Below are 24,071 nucleotides of genomic sequence, written 5' to 3' on the forward strand. Positions count from 1 at the left end.
TCAGGTGTTATAATGGCTGTGCGTAATTAAAAGTATAGTGAGATTTAATCAATGTTGAAAGCAGAATGTCTTACCCGCAGGGGCATGTTATTGTTGTGTGTCAGTCTGTTGGCTGCATGCTCTTCTCTTCCTACTTCCGGCCCAAGTACACGAAATGTTGTTGCTTTGGGGCAACAGTCGGCTACAGCCGAAGTGCCAGAGGTGGAGTTGATTGATGTGAATGGTGCGGTAGCTCAGTCGCTATATCAAGCGCAAGTTAATCAGTCATTTGCTCAGTTGGGCGATGGTACATCATCAATAGGGGCTATCAATATAGGTGATGTGCTGGACATTACGATTTGGGAAGCTCCTCCGGCTGTGTTGTTCGGCGGAGCTTTGTCGTCTACCGGTTCGGGTAATGCGCAGCAAACGAAGCTGCCTGAACAGATGGTCAGCTCTGCAGGTACGATTTCTGTGCCGTTTATTGGCGATGTGTCTGTCCTTGGTAAAACACCGGTTCAGGTGCAAAACATTATTAAAGGCCGTCTGAAAAAAATGGCAAACCAGCCGCAGGTAATGGTGCGCATGGTGCAAAACAATGCGGCGAATGTATCGGTTATCCGCGCGGGTAACAGTGTGCGTATGCCTTTGACGGCTGCAGGCGAGCGTGTGTTGGATGCGGTGGCTGCCGTGGGCGGTTCGACTGCGAATGTTCAGGATACGAACGTACAGCTGACACGTGGCAATGTTGTCAGAACGATTGCTTTGGAAGACTTGGTGGCGCATCCGCGTCAAAATATTTTGTTGCGCCGCGGTGATGTAGTCACAATGATTACTAATCCAAGCACGTTTACGTCTATGGGTGCGGTCGGTCATACGCAGCAGATTGGTTTCTCTGTGAAGGGCTTATCTTTGGCTGAGGCTGTGGGACGTATGGGCGGTCTGCAGGATTATAGTGCAGATGCGCGCGGCGTATTTGTATTCCGTTATGCGCCTTTGTCCGAGCTGCCTCCTGAGAAACAATCTAAATGGGTTGAAAAGGGTTATGGCGATCGTGCGGAGATTCCTGTGGTCTACCGTTTGAACCTGGCAGATGCGAATTCTATGTTTTGGATGCAGCGTTTCCCTGTGAAGGATAAGGACGTGGTGTACGTATCGAATGCACCGATGGCCGAAGTACGCAAGTTCTTGTCATTTGTGTTCTCGCCTGTGGTTAGCGGTGCGAACAGTATTAATAATTTAGTGAACTGATGGGGAAAATAATGTCTGAGCAAGTTTCTGCAAATGTGGATGTGAAACCGGAACAACCGGCTCCCGAAAAGAAAAAGGCCAAAAAGTCTTGGTTGCGTAAGATTAATCCGTTGCTTTGGGTAACGGTTATCGTGCCGACTTTGTGTTCCGGTGTGTATTACGGACTATTTGCTTCTGATCAGTTCACATCCCAGTCCAGCTTTGTGGTGCGTTCTCCTAAAAGCCAATCGTCTTTGAACGGCTTGGGCGCTATTTTGCAGGGGTCTGGTTTCTCTCGTGCGCAAGACGATATTTATACCGTGCAGGAATATATGCAGTCGCGTTCGGCTTTGGACGCGTTGCGTAAGAAAATGCCCGTTCGTGATTTTTATGAAAAAGAAGGCGACATTTTCAGCCGTTTTAATGGTTTTGGCCTGCGTGGCGAGGATGAAGCGTTTTATCAATACTACCGCGATAAGGTATCCATCCATTTTGACTCTGTCTCAGGCATTTCTAATTTGAGCGTTACATCTTTCAATGCCGGTGAATCTCAAAAGATCAATGATGCTTTGCTCAAACAGGGTGAGGTATTGATCAACCAGCTGAACGAACGTGCGCGTCAGGATACGATTCGTTATGCTCAGGAAGTGGTCAATTCGGCTGAAGAGAAAGTTAAAGAAGCTTCGGCTCAATTGACAAAATTCCGTGTGTCCAACGGTATTTTTGACTTGAAGGCGCAATCCGATGTGCAAATGGGTTTGGTATCCAAATTGCAGGACGAGTTGATTGTCATTCAAACTCAGCTTGACCAGGTAAAAGCCGTTACGCCTGAAAACCCGCAAATTCCAGGTTTGATTGCGCGTGAAAAGAGCTTGCGTAAAGAAATCTCGCAACAAATGAAAGCGATTTCCGGCGGTGGCGAGGGTTCGTTGTCCAATCAGGCGGCGGAATATCAGCGCGTGTATTTGGAAAACGAATTGGCTGAGAAACAATTGGCTGCAGCGATGACTTCTTTGGAAAGTGCGAAAGCGGAAGCAGATCGTCAGCAATTGTATTTGGAAGTGATTTCCCAGCCGAACAAACCTGACTTGGCGCATGAACCAAACCGTCTGTACAACATTGTGGCAACGTTTGTCATCGGTTTGATTGTCTATGGCATTGCCGTGTTGCTGTCTGCAAGTATCCGTGAGCATAAAAACTGATGAAAGAGCTACATAAAACATCGTTTTTGGAGTCGCTGCTTATCCAAAAAAGGGTAATCGGCGCGCTCTTAATGCGTGAAATTATTACTCGCTACGGTCGTAATAACATTGGTTTTTTGTGGTTATTTGTCGAACCTTTGCTGCTGACTTTGGTTATGGTGTTGATGTGGAAGTTTTTCCGCATGCACAACGTGTCGGCTTTGAATATCGTGGCTTTCACGCTGACAGGCTATCCGATGATGATGATGTGGCGTAATGCCTCTAATCGCGCCATCGGTTCGATTGCGGCCAACACAAGCCTGCTGTATCACCGAAATGTACGTGTTTTAGATACCATTTTTGCGCGTATGTTGTTGGAGATTGCCGGTGCCACCATTGCGCAGGTTGTGATTATGGCTGCATTGGTCGTCATCGGCTGGATTGATGTACCGGCAGATATTTTCTATATGTTGTTGGCTTGGCTTTTGATGGCAATGTTTGCCGTTGGATTGGGGCTGGTCATCTGTTCGGTGGCGTTTCACTTTGAGCCGTTTGGCAAAGTTTGGAGTACCATCAGTTTTGTGATGATGCCTTTGTCCGGCGTGTTTTTCTTCGTACACAACCTGCCTCAGCAGTTGCAACACTATGTGCTGATGCTTCCGATGGTGCATGGTACAGAAATGTTCCGTGCCGGATATTTTGGTAACAGCGTTACGACTTACGAAAATCCTTGGTATATTTTGTTGTGTAATTTAGTTTTGCTGCTGCTTGGTTTGGCGATGGTGGCGAGATTCAGCAAAGGGGTTGAGCCGCAATGATTTCAGTTGAACACGTTTCCAAACGCTATCTGACCCGCCAAGGTTGGCGGACAGTCTTGCACGATATCAACTTCAAAATGGAGAAGGGCGAGAAAATCGGTATTCTCGGCCGCAACGGTGCAGGTAAATCGACGCTCATCCGTTTGATCAGTGGCGTTGAGCCGCCGACCACGGGTGAAATCAAGCGGACGATGAGTATTTCTTGGCCTTTGGCATTCTCCGGTGCGTTTCAAGGCAGCCTGACCGGTATGGACAATTTGCGTTTCATCTGCCGGATTTACAATGTCGATATCGATTATGTGAAGAACTTTACCGAAGAGTTTTCCGAGCTAGGGCAATATCTTTACGAGCCGGTTAAGCGTTATTCTTCAGGTATGAAGGCGCGTTTGGCATTTGCTTTGTCGTTGGCGGTAGAGTTTGATTGCTATCTGATTGACGAAGTGATTGCGGTTGGCGACTCGCGCTTTGCCGATAAATGTAAGTACGAGTTGTTTGAAAAGCGCAAAGACCGTTCCATCATTTTGGTGTCGCACAGCCACAGCGCCATGAAGCAATATTGCGATAATGCGATGGTGCTGGAAAAAGGGCATATGCACCAGTTTGAAGATATGGACAAAGCCTACGAATATTATAATTCGCTGCCTTAAAGCGATTGTTTTTTAAATCAGGCCGTCTGAAATTTCAGACGGCCTGTCCGTTGGAATTCTATTGATGAACATTACTCAAATCCTCTCCCAAGAACTCTCCGCCACTGCCGCGCAAATCAATGCTGCGATTGAGCTTTTAGATGATGGCGCAACCGTACCTTTTATCGCGCGTTACCGTAAAGAAGCTACAGGCGGGCTAGATGATACGCAGCTGCGCCAGCTTGCCGAGCGGTTGCAATATCTGCGCGAATTGGAAGAGCGCAAAACCGTTGTTTTAAAAAGCATTGAAGAGCAAGGCAAGCTTTCAGACGACCTCAGGGCGCAAATTGAAGCCGTCGACAACAAAACCGCGCTGGAAGACCTGTATCTGCCCTACAAACCCAAACGCCGCACCAAAGCGCAAATCGCACGCGAACACGGTTTGCAGCCGCTGGCGGACGTGTTGCTTGCTGAGCAGCCGCAGGATGTTGAAGCCGCCGCACAGGACTACCTGAACGAAAACGTCCCTGACGTAAAAGCCGCGTTGGACGGCGCGCGCGCGATTCTGATGGAGCAGTTTGCCGAAGACGCAGAACTCATCGGCACGCTGCGCGATAAGTTGTGGAACGAAGCCGAAATCCACGCGCAAGTCGTTGAAGGCAAAGAAACCGAAGGCGAAAAATTCAGTGATTATTTCAACCACCGCGAACCCGTCCGCACCATGCCCAGCCACCGCGCGCTGGCGGTTTTGCGCGGCCGCAACGAAGGCATTTTGAACATCGCGCTCAAATACCAGCCCGACGACACGCCGATTACGCAGCGAAGCGAATACGAGCAAATCATCGCCCGCCGTTTCAAGGTTTCAGACGGCCACAAATGGCTGCGTGATACCGTGCGCCTGACTTGGCGCGCAAAAATCTTTTTGTCGTTGGAACTTGAAGCCCTAGGCCGTCTGAAAGAAGCCGCCGACACCGACGCGATTACCGTGTTCGCCCGCAATCTCAAAGACTTGCTGCTCGCCGCGCCCGCCGGACGGCTGACCACGCTGGGTCTCGACCCCGGCTACCGCAACGGCGTGAAATGCGCCGTAGTGGACGACACGGGCAAGCTGTTGGATACCGTCATCGTCTATTTGCATCAAGAAAACAATATGTTGGCAACGTTGTCGCGCCTGATTAAACAACACGGCGTGAAACTTATCGCCATCGGCAACGGCACCGCCAGCCGCGAAACCGACAAAATCGCGGGCGAACTGGTGGGCGGAATGCCGGAAATGGGGCTGCACAAAATCGTCGTTTCCGAAGCCGGCGCGTCGATTTATTCCGCGTCCGAACTGGCGGCGCGCGAGTTCCCCGACTTGGACGTTTCCCTGCGCGGCGCGGTGTCCATCGCCCGCAGGCTGCAAGACCCGCTCGCCGAGTTGGTCAAAATCGACCCCAAATCCATCGGCGTGGGGCAGTATCAGCACGACGTGAACCAAAGCCAGCTCGCCAAATCGCTGGACGCGGTGGTCGAAGACTGCGTGAACGCCGTCGGCGTGGACGTGAACACCGCCTCCGCCCCGCTCTTGGCGCGAATTTCCGGCTTAAATCAAACCCTTGCCCAAAACATCGTCGCCTACCGCGATGAAAACGGCGCGTTCGACAGCCGCAAAAAATTGCTGAAAGTACCGCGTTTGGGCGAAAAAACCTTCGAGCAGGCGGCAGGCTTTTTGCGGATTAACGGTGGCAAAGAGCCGTTGGACGCGAGCGCCGTCCACCCCGAAGCCTATCCTGTTGTCGCCAAAATGCTGGCGCAACAAGGCATTACCGCCGCCGAACTCATCGGCAACCGCGAGCGCGTGAAGCAAATCAAAGCCTCCGACTTCACCGACGAACGCTTCGGCCTGCCGACCATTCTGGACATCCTGTCCGAGCTTGAAAAACCCGGTCGCGACCCGCGCGGCGAGTTTCAGACGGCCTCATTCGCCGAAGGCATCCACGAAATCAGCGACTTGCAAGTCGGCATGATACTTGAAGGCGTGGTCTCCAACGTCGCCAACTTCGGCGCGTTCGTGGATATCGGCGTCCATCAAGACGGTTTGGTGCACATCTCCGCCCTGTCCAATAAATTTGTTCAAGACCCGCGCGAAGTCGTGAAAGCCGGAGATGTGGTGAAAGTGAAAGTGCTGGAAGTCGATGCTGCGCGTAAACGCATTGCACTCACCATGCGTTTGGATGACGAACCGGGCGGCACAGTCAAAGGCAACAGGCCGTCTGAAACCCGACATCAAGAACGCCGCGACCGCAAACCCCAACGCAACGACCGCGCCCCAACCAATTCGGCAATGGCGGATGCGTTTGCGAAGTTGAAGCGGTAAGGTAGAAAACCAATTGAAGGCCGTCTGAAAAGTGATGTTCAGACGGCCTTTATCGTATGAGGCGAATTAGATAATTAGTGGAATGGATATACTGATGCGCCCATTGAATGTTAACGATACATTTTGTAGTAGGCACATGCAAACAAGCGTATAGTTCCAAATATCACAAACCCATCATCACAACCTTAGGAGTTCAAACCATGAAACCTGTTTTGTTTGCCGTGCTGATTTCCTGTTTCTCCGTTGCTGCGTATGCAGCCTGTACCGACAGCCAGCAGCAGTGCGTGATTTATAAAAACGGCAATGTTGCGACAGAAGGCGGCTGTACGGTCAGTAAGTGCCAAAGTGCCGATGCGCAAGTGTTGAAATGGAAGCTGAAAAACGGCAAAGGCGTAACCGTGGAAATCGGAAAAAACGGTAAGGTTTTGGTGAACAAGAAACCGGGTGCGAAAGCGAACAACAGTAATGCGTCAGGCATGGGTTTGACATGCTATGCCGCCGATGCGGACAAACGCGAACAGTTCTGCTCGACCAATTATTGATTGGATTGTTGCTTTGATTAAAGGCCGTCTGAAAAGTGTTTCAGACGGCCTTGATGTTTATCTTTCCGATATTTTTTCATTGAGAAAGTCGATAAAGCTGCGTACTTTCGCACTGAGAAATGCCCTGTCGACATAGGTGGCGTTCAGTTGGTCTGTCCAGATGGTGTAATCGGGCAGAAGTTGGATCAATGTACCATCCTTCAATTCCTGCTGAACTGCCCAAAGGGGCTGATAGCCTATGCCTGCGCCTGCTTTAATCAGCTCGCGTATCATCAGTGTGTTGTCGCTGCGGATAACCGGGGAGAGATGGAGAATGGCTTTTTCTCCGGTAATGCGGTGGGTAATCTCCCAGTTTTGTTGACTGGTATAGGAAGGCAGGATGGCTTGATGCTGCATGACGGCTTCGGGCGTATCGGGTGTGCCGTGTCGGGCCAGATAGTCGGGAGCGGCAAGCAGGACGAACTCGATTTTGGCCAGCGGTTTGACGATCAGCGAAGGGGAGGGGGTTTTGGAAACGCGTAAGGCGAGGTCGAAACCTTCGGCAATGAGGTCGATATGGCGGTTGTCGAGGACGAGGTCAAGCGTGACTTTGGGATAACGCTGGCGGTATTCTGCTAGCCATGCGCTCATATTGCCACCTGCAAACCATAGGGGCATGGTAACGCGCAACATACCTTGCGGCGTGTCGGTACCGCCTGCCGCTTTTTGGGCAGCGGTGTCCAAGGTATCCAGCGCGTAGCTGCACTGGCGGTAGTATTCTTCGCCTGCTTCGGTCAGATGAAGGTTGCGGCTGTTGCGGTGTAAGAGCTTGGCTTGAATGGTGTTTTCCAGATGGCTGACGTGTTTGCTGGCCATGGCGGTGGAGATATCGAGCTGATCGGCGGCACGGGTAAAGCTGCCGCTTTGAACAACTTGGCGGAAAACTTTTAGGCTAAATAGGGTATCCATTATTTCTTATTAGGAAACGTTGTATCAATAATTCGAGTATATATCTCTTACTGGGAATTATCTATACTGCACTTATTGAAATTGCTCCATACCTCTTCAGGTAGCCATTAAAATAAGGATTATTAAGATGTCAGCCCTCAAATCATTCCAACCTGTTGTATTGTCTGTCTTGCGTATTGTTGCGGCGTATCTGTTTTTGCTGCATGGTACGGCCAAGTTTTTCAGTTTTCCGATGTCTATGGGCGGTGCGCCCGAAGGCTTGATGCTGGTGGCCGGTGTTTTGGAAATTGTCGGTGGTATCTTATTGATATTGGGCCTGTTTACGCGTCCGGCCGCGTTTGTTTTGTCCGGTCAGATGGCAGCCGCCTACTTTATGGCCCACGCGTCTTCTGGTAATGTTTTGTTCCCATTGGCCAACCATGGCGAATCTGCCGTTTTGTTCTGCTTCGTGTTCCTGTATCTGGCAGTAGTCGGTGGCGGAGCGTGGGCTTTGGATAACGCTTTTGGTAAAGATAAAGATTAATTTAAGGAAAAGATCATGACTTATTCTGTTTTGCAACAAGCTGCTGAAACCCGTCGTTCTATCTATGCATTGAGCAACACCCTGCCTCTGTCCAATGAGGAAGTAACCAAAATCATCGAACACGCCGTTTTGCATACGCCGTCTTCTTTCAATTCGCAATCTGCCCGAGTGGTCGTATTGTTTGGCGAAGAACATGCCAAAGTGTGGCATTTTGTTGAAGAAGCTTTGCGTGCAATTGTTCCTGCCGAGCAGTTTGAAGCCACTGCGCAAAAACTGAACTTGTTTAAAGCAGGCGCGGCGACAGTTTTGTTCTTTGAAGATCAAGATGTTGTCAAAGGCTTGCAAGAGCAGTTCCCATCTTATGCGGCCAACTTCCCGATCTGGGCGGATCAGGCAAATGCCATGGTTCAATATGCTGTGTGGACAACATTGGCGGCTGCCGGTATCGGCGCCAATCTACAACACTACAATCCACTGCCTGATGCGGCCATTGCCAAAGAATGGAACTTGCCGGAAAGCTGGTTGTTGCGTGCGCAAATGGTGATTGGCGGTATCGCGGCTTCAGCCGGTGAAAAAGCCTTCCAACCAATCGAAGGCCGTCTGAAAGTATTTGGCGCATAAGTGAAATGATGTGTTAAACAAAGGGCGCGATGTTTGCGCCCTTTTTGAAATAACAAAATTAAAAAGGCCGTCTGAAAACAGTTTCAGACGGCCTTTTATCTATGCCATAAAATCAACCGCGGCGCCAAGTCGTACCGCCGGCGTTGTCTTCCAGAATGATTTTGTGTTCGTTCAGAAGGTCGCGGATACGGTCGGATTCCGCCCAGTTTTTATCCGCACGTGCCTGTTTGCGGCGGGCGATCAAATCGTCGATTTCCTCGTTGGACAGGCCGTCTGAAACCGCGCCGCCTTGCAGAAACTCGGTCGGATCACGTTGCAGCAGGCCGATGATGCCACCCAAAGCTTTCAGGCAGCCGGCGAGGTGCGCATCATTGGTTTTGTTCACTTCGCCTGCCAGCTCAAACAACACGGCAACCGCTTCGACCGTACCGAAATCGTCGTTCATGGCGGCGTAGAAGCGGCGGGTGTAGTCATTGGCGTTTTCAGATAAATCAAACTCAGCCGCTGGTGTGTTTTTCAACGTGGTGTACAGACGGGTCAGCGCGCCTTTTGCGTCGTCTAAATGCGCGTCGGAGTAGTTCAACGGGCTGCGGTAGTGGGCGCGCAGGATGAAGAAACGCACGACTTCGGGATCGTATTGTTTCAACACTTCGCGGATGGTGAAGAAGTTGCCCAGCGATTTGGACATTTTTTCGCCGTCCACGCGGATAAAGCCGTTGTGCAGCCAGTATTTGACGTGGCTGGAGATGCTTCGACCGTGGTGGGTTTGCGCGTGGTCGTGGCCGCAGGTATGTCCTGTCGCGCCGACACTTTGGGCGATTTCGTTTTCGTGGTGCGGGAACTGCAAGTCCGCACCGCCGCCGTGGATATCGAAAGTATCGCCGAACAGGTTTTCACTCATGGCAGAGCATTCAATATGCCAACCCGGACGGCCGTTACCCCAAGGGCTTTCCCATGCAGGTTCGCCTGCTTTGGCCGCTTTCCACAATACAAAATCAAGCGGATCGCGTTTGAAACCGTCCACTTCCACACGTTCGCCTGCGCGCAGGTCATCCAGCGATTTGCCCGATAATTGGCCGTAAGCGGAAAACTCTCGCACGGCGTAATAAACGTCGCCATTTGCGGCAGGATATGCCTTGCCGTTTTGAATCAAGGTTTCAATCATGGCAATCATTTGCGGGATATTTTCCGTTGCCTTTGGCTCGATGTCGGGACGCAACACACCCAAAGCATCTGCATCTTCATGCATGGCCTGAATGAAACGCGCGGTCAGCTCGCCGATGGTTTCGCCGTTTTCAGCCGCACGGGCAATGATTTTGTCGTCGATGTCGGTAATATTGCGCACATAAGTGAGCGGATAACCGCACTTGCGCAGCCAGCGGGCAATCATGTCGAACACAACCATCACACGGGCATGGCCTAAGTGGCAATAGTCGTAAACGGTCATGCCGCAAACGTACATACGCACGTTTTTAGGGTCGATGGGGGCAAAGGGTTCTTTTTGACGGGTAAGGGTGTTGTAGATGGTGGTCATGGAATTTTCAAAATTTGTATAAACTGGGGTAAATTATTTGGATTTTTTGTGCAAGCAAAATTCAAATACGTTTCGTTCTGGGCCATTATTAGTTGCATGTGCTTTTTTAACTATATAAGGCTGATGCTCATCTAATGTAAATTCACCGATGTATCGGACATGAGCATTTAGTGTGTCATTAGCAAAAACACGGATGGCTTTTCCTGTCTGTTTATGTTCCAAGAGAGCTTTATTCCCATTGATCATACGCTGATCACCACGTTGTCCTTCGCCACAATAAAACAGGGTGGTTCCCTTCTCATCCCAGCGATCATAATAGCCGTGGTCTTCGCCTTTTTCTGGGTGAGTAAAGAGGAAGATATTGGGCGTTTTTGCCGAAGCAGCAATGCCACTTTGTCTATTGCCACCGTATTGGTCATGTAATTCTGAACGTTTAATAATATCGTTTTCTTGTAAAGAAAAAGAGTTGGAAGACATGCGACTCTCCATTTTATTAAAAAGGCCGTCTGAAATTTTTTACTCCGGCTTAAATACGCCTGTATCCGTTTTAGGCTGCTGCTCGGCAATTTCGGCTTTTGCCGCAGCCTGCTCCGCTTCGGCTTTTTCAGTTTCGATGCGTTTTTTCTCGGTTAGGTATTGGTTGATTTGGTGTACCAATTCCTGTGTGCCTTGATGGGTCAGGGCGCTGATTTGGAAGAGGCGCGGGGTTTCCATGTCGAATTGGAAGCGGTCGTCTGGTTTGGGGTAATCCCAGCCGATGGCTTCGAGGAAGGAGGCGGTGCGTGCTTGGGCTTCTTCTTCGTCGAGCATGTCGAGTTTGTTCAGCACCAGCCAGCGCGGTTTGCCGTAAAGTTCTTCATCGTATTTGCGCAATTCGTTGATGATGGCTAGGGCTTCTTCAGCAGGGTTGACGGTTTCGTCGAAGGGCGCCAAATCGACGACGTGCAACAGCAGGCCGGTGCGCGATAGGTGTTTGAGAAAGCGGTGGCCGAGGCCTGCACCTTCTGCCGCGCCTTCAATCAGGCCGGGGATATCGGCCATGACAAAGCTGTGGTTTTCGTCGATGCGCACGACGCCTAAATTCGGATGCAGGGTGGTAAAGGGGTAGTTGGCGATTTTGGGGCGTGCGGCGGATACGGCGGTAATCAGGGTGGATTTACCGGCGTTGGGCATGCCTAACAAGCCGACGTCGGCGAGGACTTTAAGCTCGAGTTGCAGGGAACGGGTTTCGCCTTCTTCGCCGGGCGTGGATTGTTTGGGCGCGCGGTTGACGGAGGATTTGAAGTGGATGTTGCCCAAGCCGCCTTTGCCGCCTTTGGCGAGGCAGACGCGCTGGCCGTGGTGAGTGAGGTCGGCAACGATTTCGTCTGTATCGAGGTCGCGGATAAGGGTGCCGACGGGCATTTTGAGGACGATGTCGTCCGCACCTGCGCCATAGCGGTCGGAGCCGTGGCCTTTTTCGCCGTTTTTGGCTTGGTAGCGTTTGACGAAGCGGTATTCGACGAGGGTGTTGGTGTTTTCGTCGGCTTCTGCCCAAACGCTGCCGCCTTTGCCGCCGTCGCCGCCGTCAGGGCCGCCGCGGGGTACGAATTTTTCGCGGCGGAAACTGGTTGCGCCATTACCGCCTTTGCCTGCGGCGACTTCGATTTTTGCTTCGTCGATAAATTTCATGATGTTCTCTTATGGGTATTCGGTTGTTTCAGACGGCCTTTGTTAATAGAGGAGCTTGGTGTCTGAACGGATAAAATGTTGCTTATTATAAAGGATATTTCGGTTTTAGGCCGTCTGAAATATGGTTTCAGACGGCCTTGGATTTATTGGGCGAGGGCTTGGTCGATTTCTTGGTAGAGTTGGGTGAAATTGGGTTCGCCAACGTAGGTTTTAAGGATGTTGCCGTTTTTGTCGATCAGGACGGAAGTCGGGTAAACCTGTGTACCAAAGGCTTTTGCGGCAGTTTTGTCGGCATCGTACATGACGGTGAAGGGAAGGCCGTATTCTTTGACGTACTGATGGACGCTTTCGATAGGATCGATGGGCTGGGCAATGCCGAGGACTTGGAAATTTTTGCCTTGATAGTCTTGGGCGGTTTTGATGATTTTAGGCATCTCGCTCACGCAGCCGGGGCAGGAGGGAAACCAGAAGTTAATGAGGGTAACTTTGTCTTTCAAATCGGCGTTGGTAATGGTTTTGCCTTGCAGGTCGGGCAGGGCGAAATCAGGGGCGGCTTTGTTGCTGGGGATAAGGACGAAGGTAAGAAGCGCGCCAATCGTGGCAATGACAAGGAGTGTGAGTATTTTTTTCATGATTCGAGGTTTTGAATTGCGTGTGCTAAGGTTTGGGGAACGCTGATGCTGTGGCCGCTTTCGCTGCTGACGGGCATAAGGGTAACTTCGGCTTCGATGGCAGCTTTGCCGTTGGGCAGGGTTGCGGTTTGGCTGAGGATGATGTGGCGTGTGCCGATGTCTTTCAGACGGCCTGTGAAGGTTAAAACATCGCCTTCAAGCGACGGGCGGCGATAGCGGATATCGACGCGTGCAACAACGAGCATGATGCCTTCGAGTTCGGACAGAAGGTCATGCTCTTGAAAAAACGTCCAGCGCGCTTCTTCGAGAAATTCGAGATAGCGCGCATTGTTGACGTGGCCGTAGCCGTCGAGATGGTAGTTGCGGACGGTCAGTTTCATCAGTTGAGATTGATGGGTTGGAACTCTTCGCGTGCGATTGGTTCGTGTTCGAGGTCGGTAATCACGGTGGAGAGTTGGATATCGAACCATTCGTTGAAAATGTCGGCATCCAAATCCGGCCATTCGCTTTCGTCTTCGCACCAGTCGGCCAATTCGGCAGCAAAAATATCTTCAAAACGCGCTTCGATTTCGTCCCATACTTCGTCGGCAGTTTCGCATGGGCGAACGAGGTAGGAATTGGCATCGGCTTGAATGTCTTCCAGTGTCAGGCCGTCTAGGTGATTGCCGGGCAGGGATTTCAGCCAGTTCCAAAATGGATCGAGGGGGATAAGCAGGAAGACGCTGCGGTTGACTTCGTACATGGTGTTTTCCTTGGTTTCTGTATAGTTGAATGATATAGCAAAGGTGGTGGACTGGCTATCTTTTGGGGGATAAAGGCCGTCTGAATTTCAGACGGCCTTTATTTTTGGGAACAATCAGAGGTTTTCTGATGGTGTTTGATACAGGGTTTGGGGATTGGCTGTATCGGGAATTTCTGCCGGAGCGGTTTGAGGGGCTGTTACCGGTTCGGAAGTGGCATTGCTGTCCACTAAGTCATCAATGTCGATGTTGTCGTCTTCGCTTTGAGGGAGCGTGCCGCCGGTTTGTTGGGTGCGGACTTTCATGTAAAGGTCGCGTGTGTAGCTGTATTTGTCGATGGCTGCACCTTCGAGGCTGTCGGTCAGGTCGAGCAGTTCTTCACGGGTGTTGATGGCTTGCAGGCCGATTGTGCCCCAGCGTCCTGCTCTGGTGTGGAAGACGGCATTTTTAACCGGATAGACGGTGGTGACGGCGTTGCCGACGGTATCGCGTACGGTAGACGGGCCGAGTAGGGGGACAACGAAGTAGTTGCTGTTTTTCCAGCCCCATGAGGCGAAGGTATCGCCGAGGGTGTTTTTATTGCTGGGCACACCGCCTGCACCGGCTACGTCGATTAAACCGCCAAGGCCGAAGGTGGTGTTGATGCCGACGCGGACGAGGTCTTCGCTGGCGCGTTTGACGTCAAGGCGCAGTACATTGCTGCCGAAGCTGACGACATCGCGCAGGTTGTTGAAGAAGTTGATCACGCCGGTACGCACCGGTTTGGGCGTTATTTTGCGATAACCGCGTGCGACAGGGGAAAGGACGTATTTGTCTGCTTTGTCGTTGAACTTGGAAACGGTACGGTTGTAGCCTTCGTAAGGGTCGGCTGGATTGCGTTCGGCAAGTGCGGGAGCGGAGGCTATGCTGATGAGGAGGCAGAGTGAAGCGGTGGTTTTTTTCATGATTGCAACCAGTCTTTGATTTCGTAAAGTTCGGCCAGTGCGCGGACGGAATCGGGAATGTTTTGAATGGTCGGTTTTTTGTCTGTCCGGCGCAGAGCGTTGAGCAGCAGGGAAACGCAGGCTGAATCTGCTTTGCCTACTTGGCTGAAGTCTATACTGTCTGTTTCTTTCAGACGGCATTGTTGTTCGTAGCGCGCAAAGGCGGAGGCAGTCAGGGTTTTGACGGTAACGTCGCCGCTGATGTAGAGCGTGCCGTTGCGGATTTCTGTTTGCATGGTGTCTTTATGATGTAAGGCACCATGCCGTCTGAACATCAGGCGGCATGGTGCGGGGGTGGATTATTTACCGCCGTTTTTGGCTTTCAAGTCGGCAATCAGGCCGTCGATGCCTTTGGCTTTGATGGTTTCGCCGAATTGGTTGCGGTATACGGTAACCAAGCTTGCGCCTTCTACTGCGACATTATATGCGCGGTATTTGCTGCCGCTTTGGTAGGTGGTGAAGTCCATGTTGACCGGTTTTTGGCCGGAAACGTTGATTTCGGCGCGGACGACGATTTCTTTACCGCCTTTGTTTACGACCGGGTTGTCTTTGATGTTGACCTTGGCGTTTTTGAATTTCAGCATGGTGCCGGAGTAGGTGCGGATCAGCAGGGTTTGGAACTCTTTAGTCAACGCTTGTTTTTGTGCGTCAGTCGCAGTACGCCATGGGTTGCCGACGGCCAAAGCGGTCATGCGTTGGAAGTCGAAGTAAGGGATGGCGTAGGCTTCGGCTTTTTGGCGTGCAGTGTTGGCGTCGCCGCTGTTGAGGATTTTCAGCACTTGAACGGAGTTTTCACGGACTTGGTTGACTGCGTCGGCAGGAGAGGCAAATGCCATGCTGATGCTCAATACGCCGATGCTCAATGCGCTGATGAAAGAAGTTTTTTTCATGATAGTGTCCTGAATATTGAGTGGATATGTGTTTATTGTTTGTTTTGACCGGCAGATTCACCATCTGCGTTTTTCTCGGCAAAGCTGGTCATGAATTTGCCGATAAGATTTTCCAAAACCATGGCGGAGCTGGTGACGGTAATGGTGTCGCCTGCTGCCAAAGAATCGGTATCACCGCCTTGTTGCAGGCCGATGTATTGTTCGCCCAACAAGCCTGAAGTCAGGATTTGTGCGGAAACGTCGCTGCTGAACTGATATTGGCTGTCCAGATTGAGGGCGACTTTTGCCTGATAGGATTTAGGGTCGAGCTGAATAGAGGCAACGCGGCCCACTAGTACGCCTGCGGATTTGACCGGAGCGTTGGTTTTTAAGCCGCCGATGTCGCTGAAATCGGCATAGACGGTGTAGGTTTGTGATGATTTGCCGAACGATTGTCCACCGGCGGCGCGGAAGGCGAGAAAGCCGATGGCGGCCGCGCCCAATAAGACAAACAGTCCTACCCAAAATTCCAAAGCATTTTTTTTCATGTGCTATTGTCCTTGTTTCATTCTTTTTAAGTGTCGTTTCAGACGGCCTTTAGTCGGTAAACATCCATGCAGTCAACATGAAGTCGACGGCGAGGATGGTCAGGGCGGAAGACACTACGGTGCGTGTACTAGCGCGCAAAATACCTTCGGAAGTCGGTACGCAGTGGAAACCCTGATGTACGGCGATCAGCGTAACGGCTACGCCGAAGGCGGCGGATTTGATTAAGCCGTTGAGGACGTCGTAATGAAAGGTAATGTTGTTTTGCATTTGCGACCAGAAAATACCGCCGTCCAAACCCAGCCATTCGACGCCAACCAAATACGCGCCGTAAATGCCGGCAACATTGAAAATTGATGCCAGCAAAGGCATGGAAAACACCCCCGCCCAAAAGCGTGGCGCAACCACGCGTGCCACAGGATCGACCGCCATCACGTTCATTGCTTCAAGCTGTTCGGTGGTTTTCATCAAGCCGATTTCGCTGGTCATGGCACCGCCCGCGCTGCTGGCAAACAGGATGGCCGCCAATACGGGACCTAATTCGCGCAACAGGGAAGCGGCAACCATATAGCCCAAAATATCGGCGGATTTGAATTTTGCCAGCTGCGTATAGCCCTGCAAGCCCAATACCATGCCGACAAACAGGCCGGACACAGCAACAATCAGGACAGACAACACGCCTGCAAAGTAAACCTGGCGGATGCTCAGGCGTGGGCGGGTAAATGCCGTACCTGATTTGGCCAGGATGTGCAGGAAAAACAGCGTAATGCTGCCCAGCGATTGGATGAAGCCGAGGGTTTTTGCCCCGACGAAACGGATAAAATTCATAGGTTTCAGTTGATTGGTTAAATGGTTTCAGACGGCCTTGTTTAAGTTTCAGGCCGTCTGAACATCAGCCCAGCAAGTCTTGTTTTAAAGTCGTTTGCGCCGGATAGCGGTAGGCGACGGGGCCGTCTGCCAAACCGCCGACAAACTGGCGTACCCAAGGCGAGTCGAGTTCGCGCATTTCTTCGGGCGAGCCGGAGAACATGATTTCGCCGTGTGCCAAGAAAATGACTTGATCGACAATTTCCAGTGACCTTTCAATATCATGTGTTACCATGACGCTGGTCGAGCGCAGGGCTTTGTTGGCACGGCTGATGAGGTGGGCGATAACGCCCAGCGAAATCGGATCGAGGCCGGTGAAAGGCTCGTCATACAACATGATTTCAGGGTCGAGCGCAATCGTACGCGCAAGGGCGACGCGGCGCGACATACCGCCGGAAAGCTCGGAAGGCATCAGGTTTTCAACACCGCGCAAACCGACTGCATTCAGTTTCAACACCACCAAATCGCGGATGACTGCTTCGGGCAAATCCGTCAGCTCGCGCATGGGGAAGGCGATGTTGTCGAAGACGGATAAGTCGGTGAACAATGCGCCGTGTTGGAACAAAACGCCCATGCGGCGGCGGTGTTCGTACAGCTCCTGCGCCGAAAATGCGGCCAAATCTCGCCCTTCAATCAGCACTTTTCCCGATTGTGGGTGAATTTGACCCGTAATCAGGCGCATCAGCGTGGTTTTACCGCTGCCCGAACCACCCATTACGGCGGCGAAATTGCCTTGTGGAATGCTGAAGTTGATGTTGTTCAGAATAGGACGGTCGCCATATGCGAAGGCAACGTCTTTCATTTCGATGAAGGGTGTGGAACTCATGCAGGAGAGGGGTGTCGAAAAATGTATTTTAATTACGGGTATTGTAAAGGGTATTGGATATTCGGGCAATTTTCAGACGGCCTGTGCTTAAGAATAACGGGTAAAAACGTGTGAAAGAATGCAGAAGCGTTGGTGGTACGGTCGTTTTGCAGCGTGTTGTGTCAAACATACAGACAGCTGTGTAGGTATATAAAGAGGCGGGCAAACATGCCCGCCTTGTTTTTAATATTTTTGCAAACCTTCTACCTTGATTTCTTTGGCATTGGCATTTATGAAGGCTTGGGTCGCCTTCATCGTGGCTTGGATGCGCGGATCGTTCCAGCGCACGATTTGGTTGTTTTCATCGCGCTTGTCCGACCAAATAATCACGCCGTCGGTGTATTTTTTGCTGATTTCGAGCATTTTGCGCCAGCGGGCGGGGTCGATGAATTGCTTGAAATAAGGGCTGTTGGTGGCCGAATAATATTGCGGCCAAATGTAGCCGATGATTTTTTTGTTGGGAAAGCGTTGGTGGATGTCGTCAACGGCGGTTTTCACGTCTTTTTCCCATTGCACCAAATCGGGGGAAGTGATGTAGAACACGGGATTGGCATAGTCGCTGATGGCGGCGGTGGGTGCACGGCGTTTACTGACTTGCCGCCATTTGGCCAAGATGGTTTCGTTGTCAACGTTGGGGCGGTAGTGGCGGATGCCGTGCAGGTGTTCGGAAGGCATGCCGTAGTTGCTGATGACGGCGCGCGGGTTTTCTTCTCTGAAGATTTGGTACATTCGCGCGAAGTCGGTTTTCAATTCGTCGGGGGTCAGCAGTTGGCCGTCTTTTTCGGCAAACCAGCTTTCGATGTCGGTGGAAATGGTGCGGTAGCCTTCGCGGCGCGATTGTTTGGCCAATTCACGGATGCGCGCTTCGTTGAGTACGCCGTGTTTGAGTTTGCCCGTCGGATCGGGTTTGACCAGCTCGCTTTCGTAAACCAAGAACACTTTGGAGAGTTTGTCGGCAGTAAGGTCGGGTTTGCCGACATAGTCCATGCGGTCGTAGATAATGAAATCTTTGGCATGGGCGGAGAGGGCAGTCAATAAGAGGACGAAGGGCAAAAGGCGGTTGGGTTTCATATTTTTAGGCAGATAAGGGAAAAGGGCCATTGTACGGGAAGCGGTGTTAAAGTAAGTCAAAGACCGTCTGAAAGGATAAAAGTTCTTTCAGACGGCCTTTTATTTGAATGTAGCAGGAATATTCAGCTTTATGGCTAGTGTCACGGATTTATTGCGCTGAAGTTTTCTCTAAGAATAGGAAAGTCTCGGCTTTGTTGCGCGGTCTTGCGCCTTGCCACAAGGTCTGCCAACCCGAAGGTGCGCCGATGTTGGCGGCTTGACGGATGAGGCGGTAGCGGCAGGAGGCGTTGTCGGTCGTGGTTTTAATATGGCTGTATTGTGTCCACGCGATGCGTGTGCGCTGGTCTTGGCCGTCGATGCTGATACATTCGAGGCCGTCTGAAAGTTTCTGTTTCAATTCGAAAGAAAGCGCGGCTTCCATTTGGTGTACCACCGGCGCATGGCTTTTGGCGGCGTTGAGCCACGGTAAAAACAGGGTCATCAGCAAAGCCCAAGCCAAGGTCACGCCGGCCGCCCAGTTGGTGACGGCTTGGCGGCCGCGGATGTTTTTACGCGTAATCGCCCAAAGCCACAATGGGGTAAACAGCAGGGCGACTGCCATCGGAATCGGGTCGATGTCGGGGATGTAATACGGGCTAAAATAGGCGGCGCGTTCGGCCAGTTTGGTAGGCCAGCCGTAGTTCATGGCGAAGAAGCCCAGCCACAGGAAGACGGCAATCAGACCAAATGCCATGATGCCGAACCAGTTGATAAATGCCACTGCACCGCGACGCAGGCCGTCCAGTTGTGCCGCGCCGAGCAGGGCAAGCGGCGGCAACAGCCAAACGAGGTTGTCTTGCAGGCGTTGAGGATTGATGGCGAGCAGGGCTGTCATGATAACCAGCCACGACAGGCTCAGAATGCCCCAATTTTTATCGTGGATACGCGTGCGGCTGAGCGTCCATGCTGCCAGCGGCCAGGCAGGCAGGGCAAACCACAGCAGGTTTTTCAGATAATAGGGCAGGTTGAAGGCCGTCTGAATCTGATGGAAGCCGCCGAATACGCCTAAGGAATAATGGTTGAACCAAATATCAAACCATTCGGGATTGGTTTTTGATAAAACCAGCGGATACAGAATCAGTAGGGGCAGGGAAACGACGATGGCGCCAATCAGGGTCAGCAGATAGCGTTTGCTTTGCCAAGTAGAATGGAACGATAGGGCAAGTGCCAAAAACATCATGGCCGCGGTCAGCAGATAGCCTGAGGAAAGGGAGAGTAAAACCCAACCGCCGCACAACAACAAAATGGCGATAATGACGCGGCGGTGTGCCAGTGAAAAGCCGCACAGAATCAATCCAAACGCGGCAAAAGCGGCCGACATGGGATTGAGGAAGTGGGCGATGGGCAGCAAACCGATGCTGCCGATAAGGATTAAGACAACGCTGCGGCCGTGATGTCTGCCGAGAAAGTTGAAACCAGCAAATCCGCAGGCCGTCAGTCCGATGGTGGTGAATACCACGCCGGCAAAACGCGCGGCATCATAGGCATCGGCCGCCCAAGGCGAAAACAGGGTTTGGAATGCGGTTGCCACCCACAAAAAAGCAGGGGAGATGGTGAAGTCGGGTTGGCCGAAGATTTGTGCAACCAACAGGCTGCCGCCGTTTTTCATGGATTCGGAGGCGGTAAAGAGGGAGGGTTCGGCAGGGTTCCACAAGTCATGCGAGAACACGCCCGGCCACAGCCAGGCAAAGGCCATCAGCAGCAGAAGCCATGGTTTTTCATGGGTTTTTTGGGGGCGGCGCGGATCGGGCGGTGTGTAAGTCAGCATGGAAGGTCAAAAAACGGTTAGTTTGAATAGTAATGGTACAGGGTTTGACAGGTTTGCGCGATATGCCGGACCGGAGAGCTTTGTAAAATAATGCTTATGGCTCGTTTTTATCGGGTGTTTGGAATGATATGGTATTCGGTTGACGACAAAAAGCTCAGGCCGTCTGAAAGAAATATTTCAGACGGCCTGAATGCAAAAAAGACTGCACGAAGCAGTCTTTTTGACAAAGCGGCAATTAGCGTTTGAACAGGTTGCCGAATTTGTTGTTGAATTTGTCCACACGACCGGTAGTGTCGACGATTTTTTGAGTACCGGTGTAGAAAGGGTGGCACAGGGAGCAAACCTCAACGTTGAAGCTGTCTTTTTCCATTGCGGATTTGGTCACGAATTTGTTGCCGCAAGAGCAGGTAACGTTGATTTCGTGGTAGTTCGGGTGAATACCTTGTTTCATTTGATTTCCTTTCGATTAAGCGGGCACAGGGGTTTTGCCTGTACTTCAGTTAAGCGTGGGATTTTCGCTATTTTTGGCTGTTTCGTCAAGCGGATATTTTGCGTAGCGGGCAGTTTCGCAACAGGCGAGAACAGTTTAGAATAGAGTTTCAAACCAAATATTGTGTAATCGGGCTGTAATTCAACTGAAAAGAGGATGTAAAACCTCTTTTAGATGTGAAACTTTAAGAAAAATAATAGTCTGATTAATATTTACGCTTTTACGAACAGGAGACGGAATCCATGCAAAAAAGGATATTGACGCGTATTTTGCGTGTCTGGGGAGGAATGTTGCCTCCGTCTTATTGCAAACCATTCGGCAGAATTGCGCAAAAATTCCGCGCCGCTTTGGCTGCGTGCATTTCCCCAAACATCGGAAGAAACGTCAATATTGAAAAAGGCGGATATGTTTTTCCGGATACGGTAATCGGCGACAATTCGGGTATCGGCGTCAATTGCGAAATCTGCCACGGCCTGACCCTCGGCAAGAACGTGATGATGGGACCGGAATGCCTGTTTTATTCAACCAACCACAAATTCAACCCTGAAACCCGCCGCTTTGAAGGCTATACGGACATTCGCCCGATTGTGATTGAAGACGATGTTTGGATTGGTAGACGTGCGATTATCATGGGCGGCGTTACCATCGGTAAGGGTGCGGTAATCGGCGCAGGTTCGGTGGTTACTAAAGATGTGCCGCCTTATTGCGTGGCAGCGGGCAATCCTGCGATTGTTCGGAAAAATCTGCTTGATGAGCAAGAGCTTGCAGCCGAATAGCGTAAACAAAATAGCAAAATAAAAGGCCGTCTGAAATTCAGCCGGCCTTTTTTAATATTGATTAAGCAGCAATTTTTTCGCATTCTTTAATGCAAGCCAAGCAAGATTCGTAGCAGGCTTTGCATTCAGCGTGGTGGCCGGCGTGTTCTTTGCAGGCGGCAGAACATTGTTTGCAGGCTTCGATGCACACTTTTGCCAAAGACGGAGTCAGGCGTGAATTTTGGGCGGCGAGGTTTTGCAAGGTGCCGCACAGTGCCAGCATTTGGTTAACGCCGGCTGCGCAGTCTTTCATGGAGGTATCGCCTTCGCTCAACAGGGCAATGCAGTGCGCCAAACAGATTTGACCGGCTTCAACGCAATGTGCGGCCGCTTTGCGCGCAGCTTCGTAGGCGCGCGGTGCAGAGTGCGCGTGACCAGCATGACCGGCGTGGTGTGCATGGTCGTGAGCACGGGCAAAAGAAGCGGCGGCGGTGAGAGAGACAGCAGCGGCGCTGCCGATAAATTGACGACGGTTCATCATAGTTTCCTTTTTGCTTTGTAGAAATATCGGACGAATTATTTCATCCGTTATTAAAAGGTTATCATGTTATTCGTTTTTAAACAATGGGCCGTCTGAAGGTATCGATAACACGTTCAGACGGCCTGTTGTTGGATATGATATTTGTTTAAATTAATCACAAATCGGATAGCTGAAATACGGCCAAGTGACTTTTTGCCGAGAAAATAGTCGGTTTATTCCGCCAACAATTCTTCCGGTTTGACTTTCTCGCCATACACGGGTAAGAGGGTTTTTTCATAGGCGGCTTTCAGACGGCCGTCTTTTTTCATGGCGGCGATTTCGCCGTTGACCCAGTTCAGGAGGTCGGTGTTGCCTTTTTGAACAGCCGGGGCGATGAATTCGGCAGGGCCGAGGTTGCCGATGGCGACTTCAAAATTCGGGTTTTCTTTTGCCCATGCCCACAGCAGGGCGTTGTCGTGGGCGAGTGCTACGCCGCGGCCGTCTTTCAGCGCGTCGAAGGTTTCGGTATTTTGGTCGAATTTCAGCAGTTTGACTTCAGGATGGCTTTTGGTGAAGAAGGCGTCGGCGGTGGTGCCTTTGTTGACCAGAAGGGTTTGGTCTTTCAATTGTGCAACGTCGGTAATCGGTTTGTCTTTGGGGGAAACTACGCCCAAGGCCACTTTCATGTAAGGATCGGCGAAATCGACGGCTTCGGCGCGTTCGGGTGTTTTGGTGAAGTTGGCGAGGATGAGGTCGACTTTGCCGGAACGGACGTATTCGACGCGGTTTGCGGCCTCGGTCAGGACGAATTCGACTTTGTCGGGGCTGCCGAGCAGGTCTTTGGCCAGGTCTTTGGCGATTTCAACGTCAAAGCCTTGGTTTTTGCCGTTGGCGTCAACATAGCCGAACGGAGGCTTGTCGCCGAATACGCCGATACGGATGACGCCTTTTTCTTTGATGGCGGCAACGGTTGCTGCGCCGCTGCTTTGTGAAGATTGGGCATCGCCGGAGCCGCCTCCGCAAGCAGTCAGGCCGACGGCGATGGCGGCGGAGGCGAGGAGGGCTTTGAATTTGGCGTTCAATTGCATGAGTGTTTCCTTTTCAAATGTTTGGTTGAAAGTGGAGGCCGTCTGAAAAAGGGTTGGACGGCCTGAAAATAAAATCAGTAGTCCATGCCTGCCAAGAATTGGCGGGCGCGTTCGCTTTTCGGGGCGGAGAAGAAGGTTTCGGGGTCGGTCGATTCGACGATGCCGCCTTTGTCCATGAAGACGATGCGGTCGGCAACTTTGCGGGCAAACCCCATTTCATGGGTTACGATGAGCATGCTCATGCCTTCGCGGGCGAGTTCTAAAACCACTTCCAAAACCTCGCGCACCATTTCGGGGTCGAGTGCGGCGGTGATTTCGTCCAGCAGGATGACTTCCGGATTCAGGCACAGGGCGCGGACAATGGCGATGCGTTGTTTCTGGCCGCCGGAGAGTTCGCGCGGATAGGCGTTTTTGCGGTCGATCAGGCCGACGCGTTCCAACAGTTTGTCGGCTTGTGCCTCTGCTTCGGCGCGGTTGCGGTTTTGTACTTTCACCGGGCCTAAGAGGATGTTTTCGATGACGGTCATGTGGGCAAACAGTTCATAGCTTTGAAAGACCATGCCGACTTTTTGCCGGGCGGTTTGCCAGGAAACGTCTTTGCCGAATTCGCCGACCCCGTCCATCACGATGCTGCCGCCTTGGTGCGGCTCCAAACCGTTGACGCAGCGCAGGAGGGTGGATTTGCCGCAGCCGGACGGGCCCAGCAGTACGATGACTTCGCCTTTTTCCAAGTCCAAGTCTAAGGATTGAATGGCGGTTACGTTGCCGTATTGTTTGTGCAGGTTGCGGATGCTCAGTAAAGCCAT

At 51.5% G+C, this 24,071-nt stretch carries 28 protein-coding genes; 9 read left to right on the forward strand and 19 right to left on the reverse strand.

Features of this window, described 5'->3' with window-relative positions; genetic code table 11:
- The first annotated feature begins 51 nt into the window (after nucleotides 1–51).
- The 6 genes from ACTHUR_RS03815 (at nucleotide 52) to ACTHUR_RS03840 (ending at nucleotide 6,735) form a co-directional block, all read left to right on the forward strand.
- Nucleotides 52–1,230, forward strand: a complete 1,179-nt coding sequence (locus ACTHUR_RS03815; RefSeq protein ID WP_049335793.1) for a polysaccharide biosynthesis/export family protein — start codon at nucleotides 52–54, stop codon at nucleotides 1,228–1,230.
- A gap of 11 nt (nucleotides 1,231–1,241) precedes the next feature.
- Entirely contained in the window at nucleotides 1,242–2,411 is a 1,170-nt protein-coding gene (locus ACTHUR_RS03820) for a capsule biosynthesis protein (protein ID WP_036492193.1), read from the forward strand.
- Nucleotides 2,411–3,208 (forward strand): ABC transporter permease, encoded by a 798-nt coding sequence (locus ACTHUR_RS03825; protein ID WP_004519071.1) that lies wholly within the window; start codon nucleotides 2,411–2,413, stop codon nucleotides 3,206–3,208. The genes ACTHUR_RS03820 and ACTHUR_RS03825 overlap by 1 nt, the downstream gene beginning before the upstream one ends.
- The gene (locus ACTHUR_RS03830) at nucleotides 3,205–3,855 is read left to right on the forward strand and encodes an ABC transporter ATP-binding protein (protein WP_036492188.1); all 651 of its coding nucleotides are present in this window, start codon (nucleotides 3,205–3,207) and stop codon (nucleotides 3,853–3,855) included. The genes ACTHUR_RS03825 and ACTHUR_RS03830 overlap by 4 nt, the downstream gene beginning before the upstream one ends.
- 64 nt (nucleotides 3,856–3,919) lie before the next feature.
- Nucleotides 3,920–6,193, forward strand: coding sequence for a Tex family protein (locus ACTHUR_RS03835; protein ID WP_049335794.1), 2,274 nt, complete (start codon nucleotides 3,920–3,922; stop codon nucleotides 6,191–6,193).
- 200 nt (nucleotides 6,194–6,393) lie between these two features.
- Nucleotides 6,394–6,735 carry a hypothetical protein gene (locus ACTHUR_RS03840; protein WP_049335795.1) on the forward strand — a complete coding sequence of 114 codons (342 nt, stop codon included), beginning with the start codon at nucleotides 6,394–6,396 and terminating at the stop codon, nucleotides 6,733–6,735.
- Between the two features lie 57 nt (nucleotides 6,736–6,792).
- Here ACTHUR_RS03840 and ACTHUR_RS03845 read toward each other — a convergent pair whose 3' ends face one another.
- Nucleotides 6,793–7,683 carry a LysR family transcriptional regulator gene (locus tag ACTHUR_RS03845; RefSeq protein WP_049335797.1) on the reverse strand — a complete coding sequence of 297 codons (891 nt, stop codon included), beginning with the start codon at nucleotides 7,681–7,683 and terminating at the stop codon, nucleotides 6,793–6,795.
- A gap of 127 nt (nucleotides 7,684–7,810) precedes the next feature.
- Between ACTHUR_RS03845 and ACTHUR_RS03850 the strand changes: the two genes are divergently transcribed.
- Nucleotides 7,811–8,206, forward strand: coding sequence for a DoxX family protein (locus tag ACTHUR_RS03850; protein WP_049335799.1), 396 nt, complete (start codon nucleotides 7,811–7,813; stop codon nucleotides 8,204–8,206).
- Nucleotides 8,207–8,221: 15 nt separating this feature from the next.
- Nucleotides 8,222–8,827, forward strand: a complete 606-nt coding sequence (locus ACTHUR_RS03855) for a nitroreductase family protein (protein WP_049335801.1) — start codon at nucleotides 8,222–8,224, stop codon at nucleotides 8,825–8,827.
- 112 nt (nucleotides 8,828–8,939) lie between these two features.
- Here the strand turns inward: ACTHUR_RS03855 and cysS are convergent, their stop codons facing one another.
- The 15 genes from cysS to rpmE form a co-directional block, all read right to left on the reverse strand.
- Entirely contained in the window at nucleotides 8,940–10,361 is a 1,422-nt protein-coding gene (cysS, locus tag ACTHUR_RS03860) for a cysteine--tRNA ligase (RefSeq protein ID WP_070624952.1), read from the reverse strand.
- Between the two features lie 33 nt (nucleotides 10,362–10,394).
- The gene (locus tag ACTHUR_RS03865; protein ID WP_070624954.1) at nucleotides 10,395–10,838 is read right to left on the reverse strand and encodes a YDG/SRA domain-containing protein; all 444 of its coding nucleotides are present in this window, start codon (nucleotides 10,836–10,838) and stop codon (nucleotides 10,395–10,397) included.
- A gap of 39 nt (nucleotides 10,839–10,877) precedes the next feature.
- Complete coding sequence (gene obgE, locus ACTHUR_RS03870; protein ID WP_108699895.1) at nucleotides 10,878–12,032, reverse strand: GTPase ObgE; 1,155 nt, start codon at nucleotides 12,030–12,032, stop codon at nucleotides 10,878–10,880.
- Between the two features lie 143 nt (nucleotides 12,033–12,175).
- Nucleotides 12,176–12,664: a peroxiredoxin family protein gene (locus ACTHUR_RS03875; RefSeq protein WP_101755758.1), complete on the reverse strand. Its 489-nt coding sequence runs from the start codon at nucleotides 12,662–12,664 to the stop codon at nucleotides 12,176–12,178.
- Nucleotides 12,661–13,044 (reverse strand): acyl-CoA thioesterase, encoded by a 384-nt coding sequence (locus ACTHUR_RS03880; protein WP_107848611.1) that lies wholly within the window; start codon nucleotides 13,042–13,044, stop codon nucleotides 12,661–12,663. The genes ACTHUR_RS03875 and ACTHUR_RS03880 overlap by 4 nt, the downstream gene beginning before the upstream one ends.
- Nucleotides 13,044–13,406 (reverse strand): hypothetical protein, encoded by a 363-nt coding sequence (locus tag ACTHUR_RS03885; RefSeq protein ID WP_003681812.1) that lies wholly within the window; start codon nucleotides 13,404–13,406, stop codon nucleotides 13,044–13,046. The genes ACTHUR_RS03880 and ACTHUR_RS03885 overlap by 1 nt, the downstream gene beginning before the upstream one ends.
- Nucleotides 13,407–13,520: 114 nt before the next feature.
- Nucleotides 13,521–14,348 carry an MlaA family lipoprotein gene (locus ACTHUR_RS03890; RefSeq protein WP_049335811.1) on the reverse strand — a complete coding sequence of 276 codons (828 nt, stop codon included), beginning with the start codon at nucleotides 14,346–14,348 and terminating at the stop codon, nucleotides 13,521–13,523.
- On the reverse strand, nucleotides 14,345–14,623 hold the full coding sequence (locus ACTHUR_RS03895) for an STAS domain-containing protein (protein ID WP_036493932.1): 279 nt from the start codon (nucleotides 14,621–14,623) through the stop codon (nucleotides 14,345–14,347). Before ACTHUR_RS03895 ends, ACTHUR_RS03890 begins: the two co-directional genes overlap by 4 nt.
- Before the next feature lie 63 nt (nucleotides 14,624–14,686).
- On the reverse strand, nucleotides 14,687–15,277 hold the full coding sequence (locus ACTHUR_RS03900; protein ID WP_003681817.1) for an MlaC/ttg2D family ABC transporter substrate-binding protein: 591 nt from the start codon (nucleotides 15,275–15,277) through the stop codon (nucleotides 14,687–14,689).
- 32 nt (nucleotides 15,278–15,309) lie between these two features.
- The gene (gene mlaD / locus ACTHUR_RS03905; RefSeq protein ID WP_003748012.1) at nucleotides 15,310–15,804 is read right to left on the reverse strand and encodes an outer membrane lipid asymmetry maintenance protein MlaD; all 495 of its coding nucleotides are present in this window, start codon (nucleotides 15,802–15,804) and stop codon (nucleotides 15,310–15,312) included.
- A 49-nt stretch (nucleotides 15,805–15,853) separates the two neighbouring features.
- Entirely contained in the window at nucleotides 15,854–16,630 is a 777-nt protein-coding gene (mlaE, locus tag ACTHUR_RS03910; protein WP_070695255.1) for a lipid asymmetry maintenance ABC transporter permease subunit MlaE, read from the reverse strand.
- 64 nt (nucleotides 16,631–16,694) lie between these two features.
- The gene (locus ACTHUR_RS03915) at nucleotides 16,695–17,495 is read right to left on the reverse strand and encodes an ABC transporter ATP-binding protein (RefSeq protein WP_049344969.1); all 801 of its coding nucleotides are present in this window, start codon (nucleotides 17,493–17,495) and stop codon (nucleotides 16,695–16,697) included.
- Nucleotides 17,496–17,717: 222 nt separating this feature from the next.
- On the reverse strand, nucleotides 17,718–18,605 hold the full coding sequence (locus ACTHUR_RS03920; RefSeq protein WP_224783382.1) for a hypothetical protein: 888 nt from the start codon (nucleotides 18,603–18,605) through the stop codon (nucleotides 17,718–17,720).
- A 148-nt stretch (nucleotides 18,606–18,753) separates the two neighbouring features.
- The gene (locus ACTHUR_RS03925) at nucleotides 18,754–20,412 is read right to left on the reverse strand and encodes an ArnT family glycosyltransferase (RefSeq protein WP_049335814.1); all 1,659 of its coding nucleotides are present in this window, start codon (nucleotides 20,410–20,412) and stop codon (nucleotides 18,754–18,756) included.
- 235 nt (nucleotides 20,413–20,647) lie between these two features.
- Nucleotides 20,648–20,863 (reverse strand): 50S ribosomal protein L31, encoded by a 216-nt coding sequence (rpmE, locus tag ACTHUR_RS03930; RefSeq protein WP_003681847.1) that lies wholly within the window; start codon nucleotides 20,861–20,863, stop codon nucleotides 20,648–20,650.
- Nucleotides 20,864–21,144: 281 nt separating this feature from the next.
- Between rpmE and ACTHUR_RS03935 the strand changes: the two genes are divergently transcribed.
- Nucleotides 21,145–21,678: an acyltransferase gene (locus tag ACTHUR_RS03935; RefSeq protein ID WP_049335816.1), complete on the forward strand. Its 534-nt coding sequence runs from the start codon at nucleotides 21,145–21,147 to the stop codon at nucleotides 21,676–21,678.
- A 61-nt stretch (nucleotides 21,679–21,739) separates the two neighbouring features.
- On the opposite strand, the gene ACTHUR_RS03940 is transcribed toward ACTHUR_RS03935, so the two are convergent.
- From ACTHUR_RS03940 to ACTHUR_RS03950, 3 genes are all read right to left on the reverse strand, one after another.
- On the reverse strand, nucleotides 21,740–22,195 hold the full coding sequence (locus tag ACTHUR_RS03940) for a four-helix bundle copper-binding protein (RefSeq protein WP_049335818.1): 456 nt from the start codon (nucleotides 22,193–22,195) through the stop codon (nucleotides 21,740–21,742).
- Nucleotides 22,196–22,410: 215 nt separating this feature from the next.
- On the reverse strand, nucleotides 22,411–23,265 hold the full coding sequence (locus tag ACTHUR_RS03945) for an amino acid ABC transporter substrate-binding protein (RefSeq protein ID WP_036492138.1): 855 nt from the start codon (nucleotides 23,263–23,265) through the stop codon (nucleotides 22,411–22,413).
- A gap of 74 nt (nucleotides 23,266–23,339) precedes the next feature.
- The gene (locus tag ACTHUR_RS03950) at nucleotides 23,340–24,071 is read right to left on the reverse strand and encodes an amino acid ABC transporter ATP-binding protein (RefSeq protein ID WP_049344970.1); all 732 of its coding nucleotides are present in this window, start codon (nucleotides 24,069–24,071) and stop codon (nucleotides 23,340–23,342) included.

The organism is Neisseria sp. P0021.S007 (genome assembly GCF_051956855.1).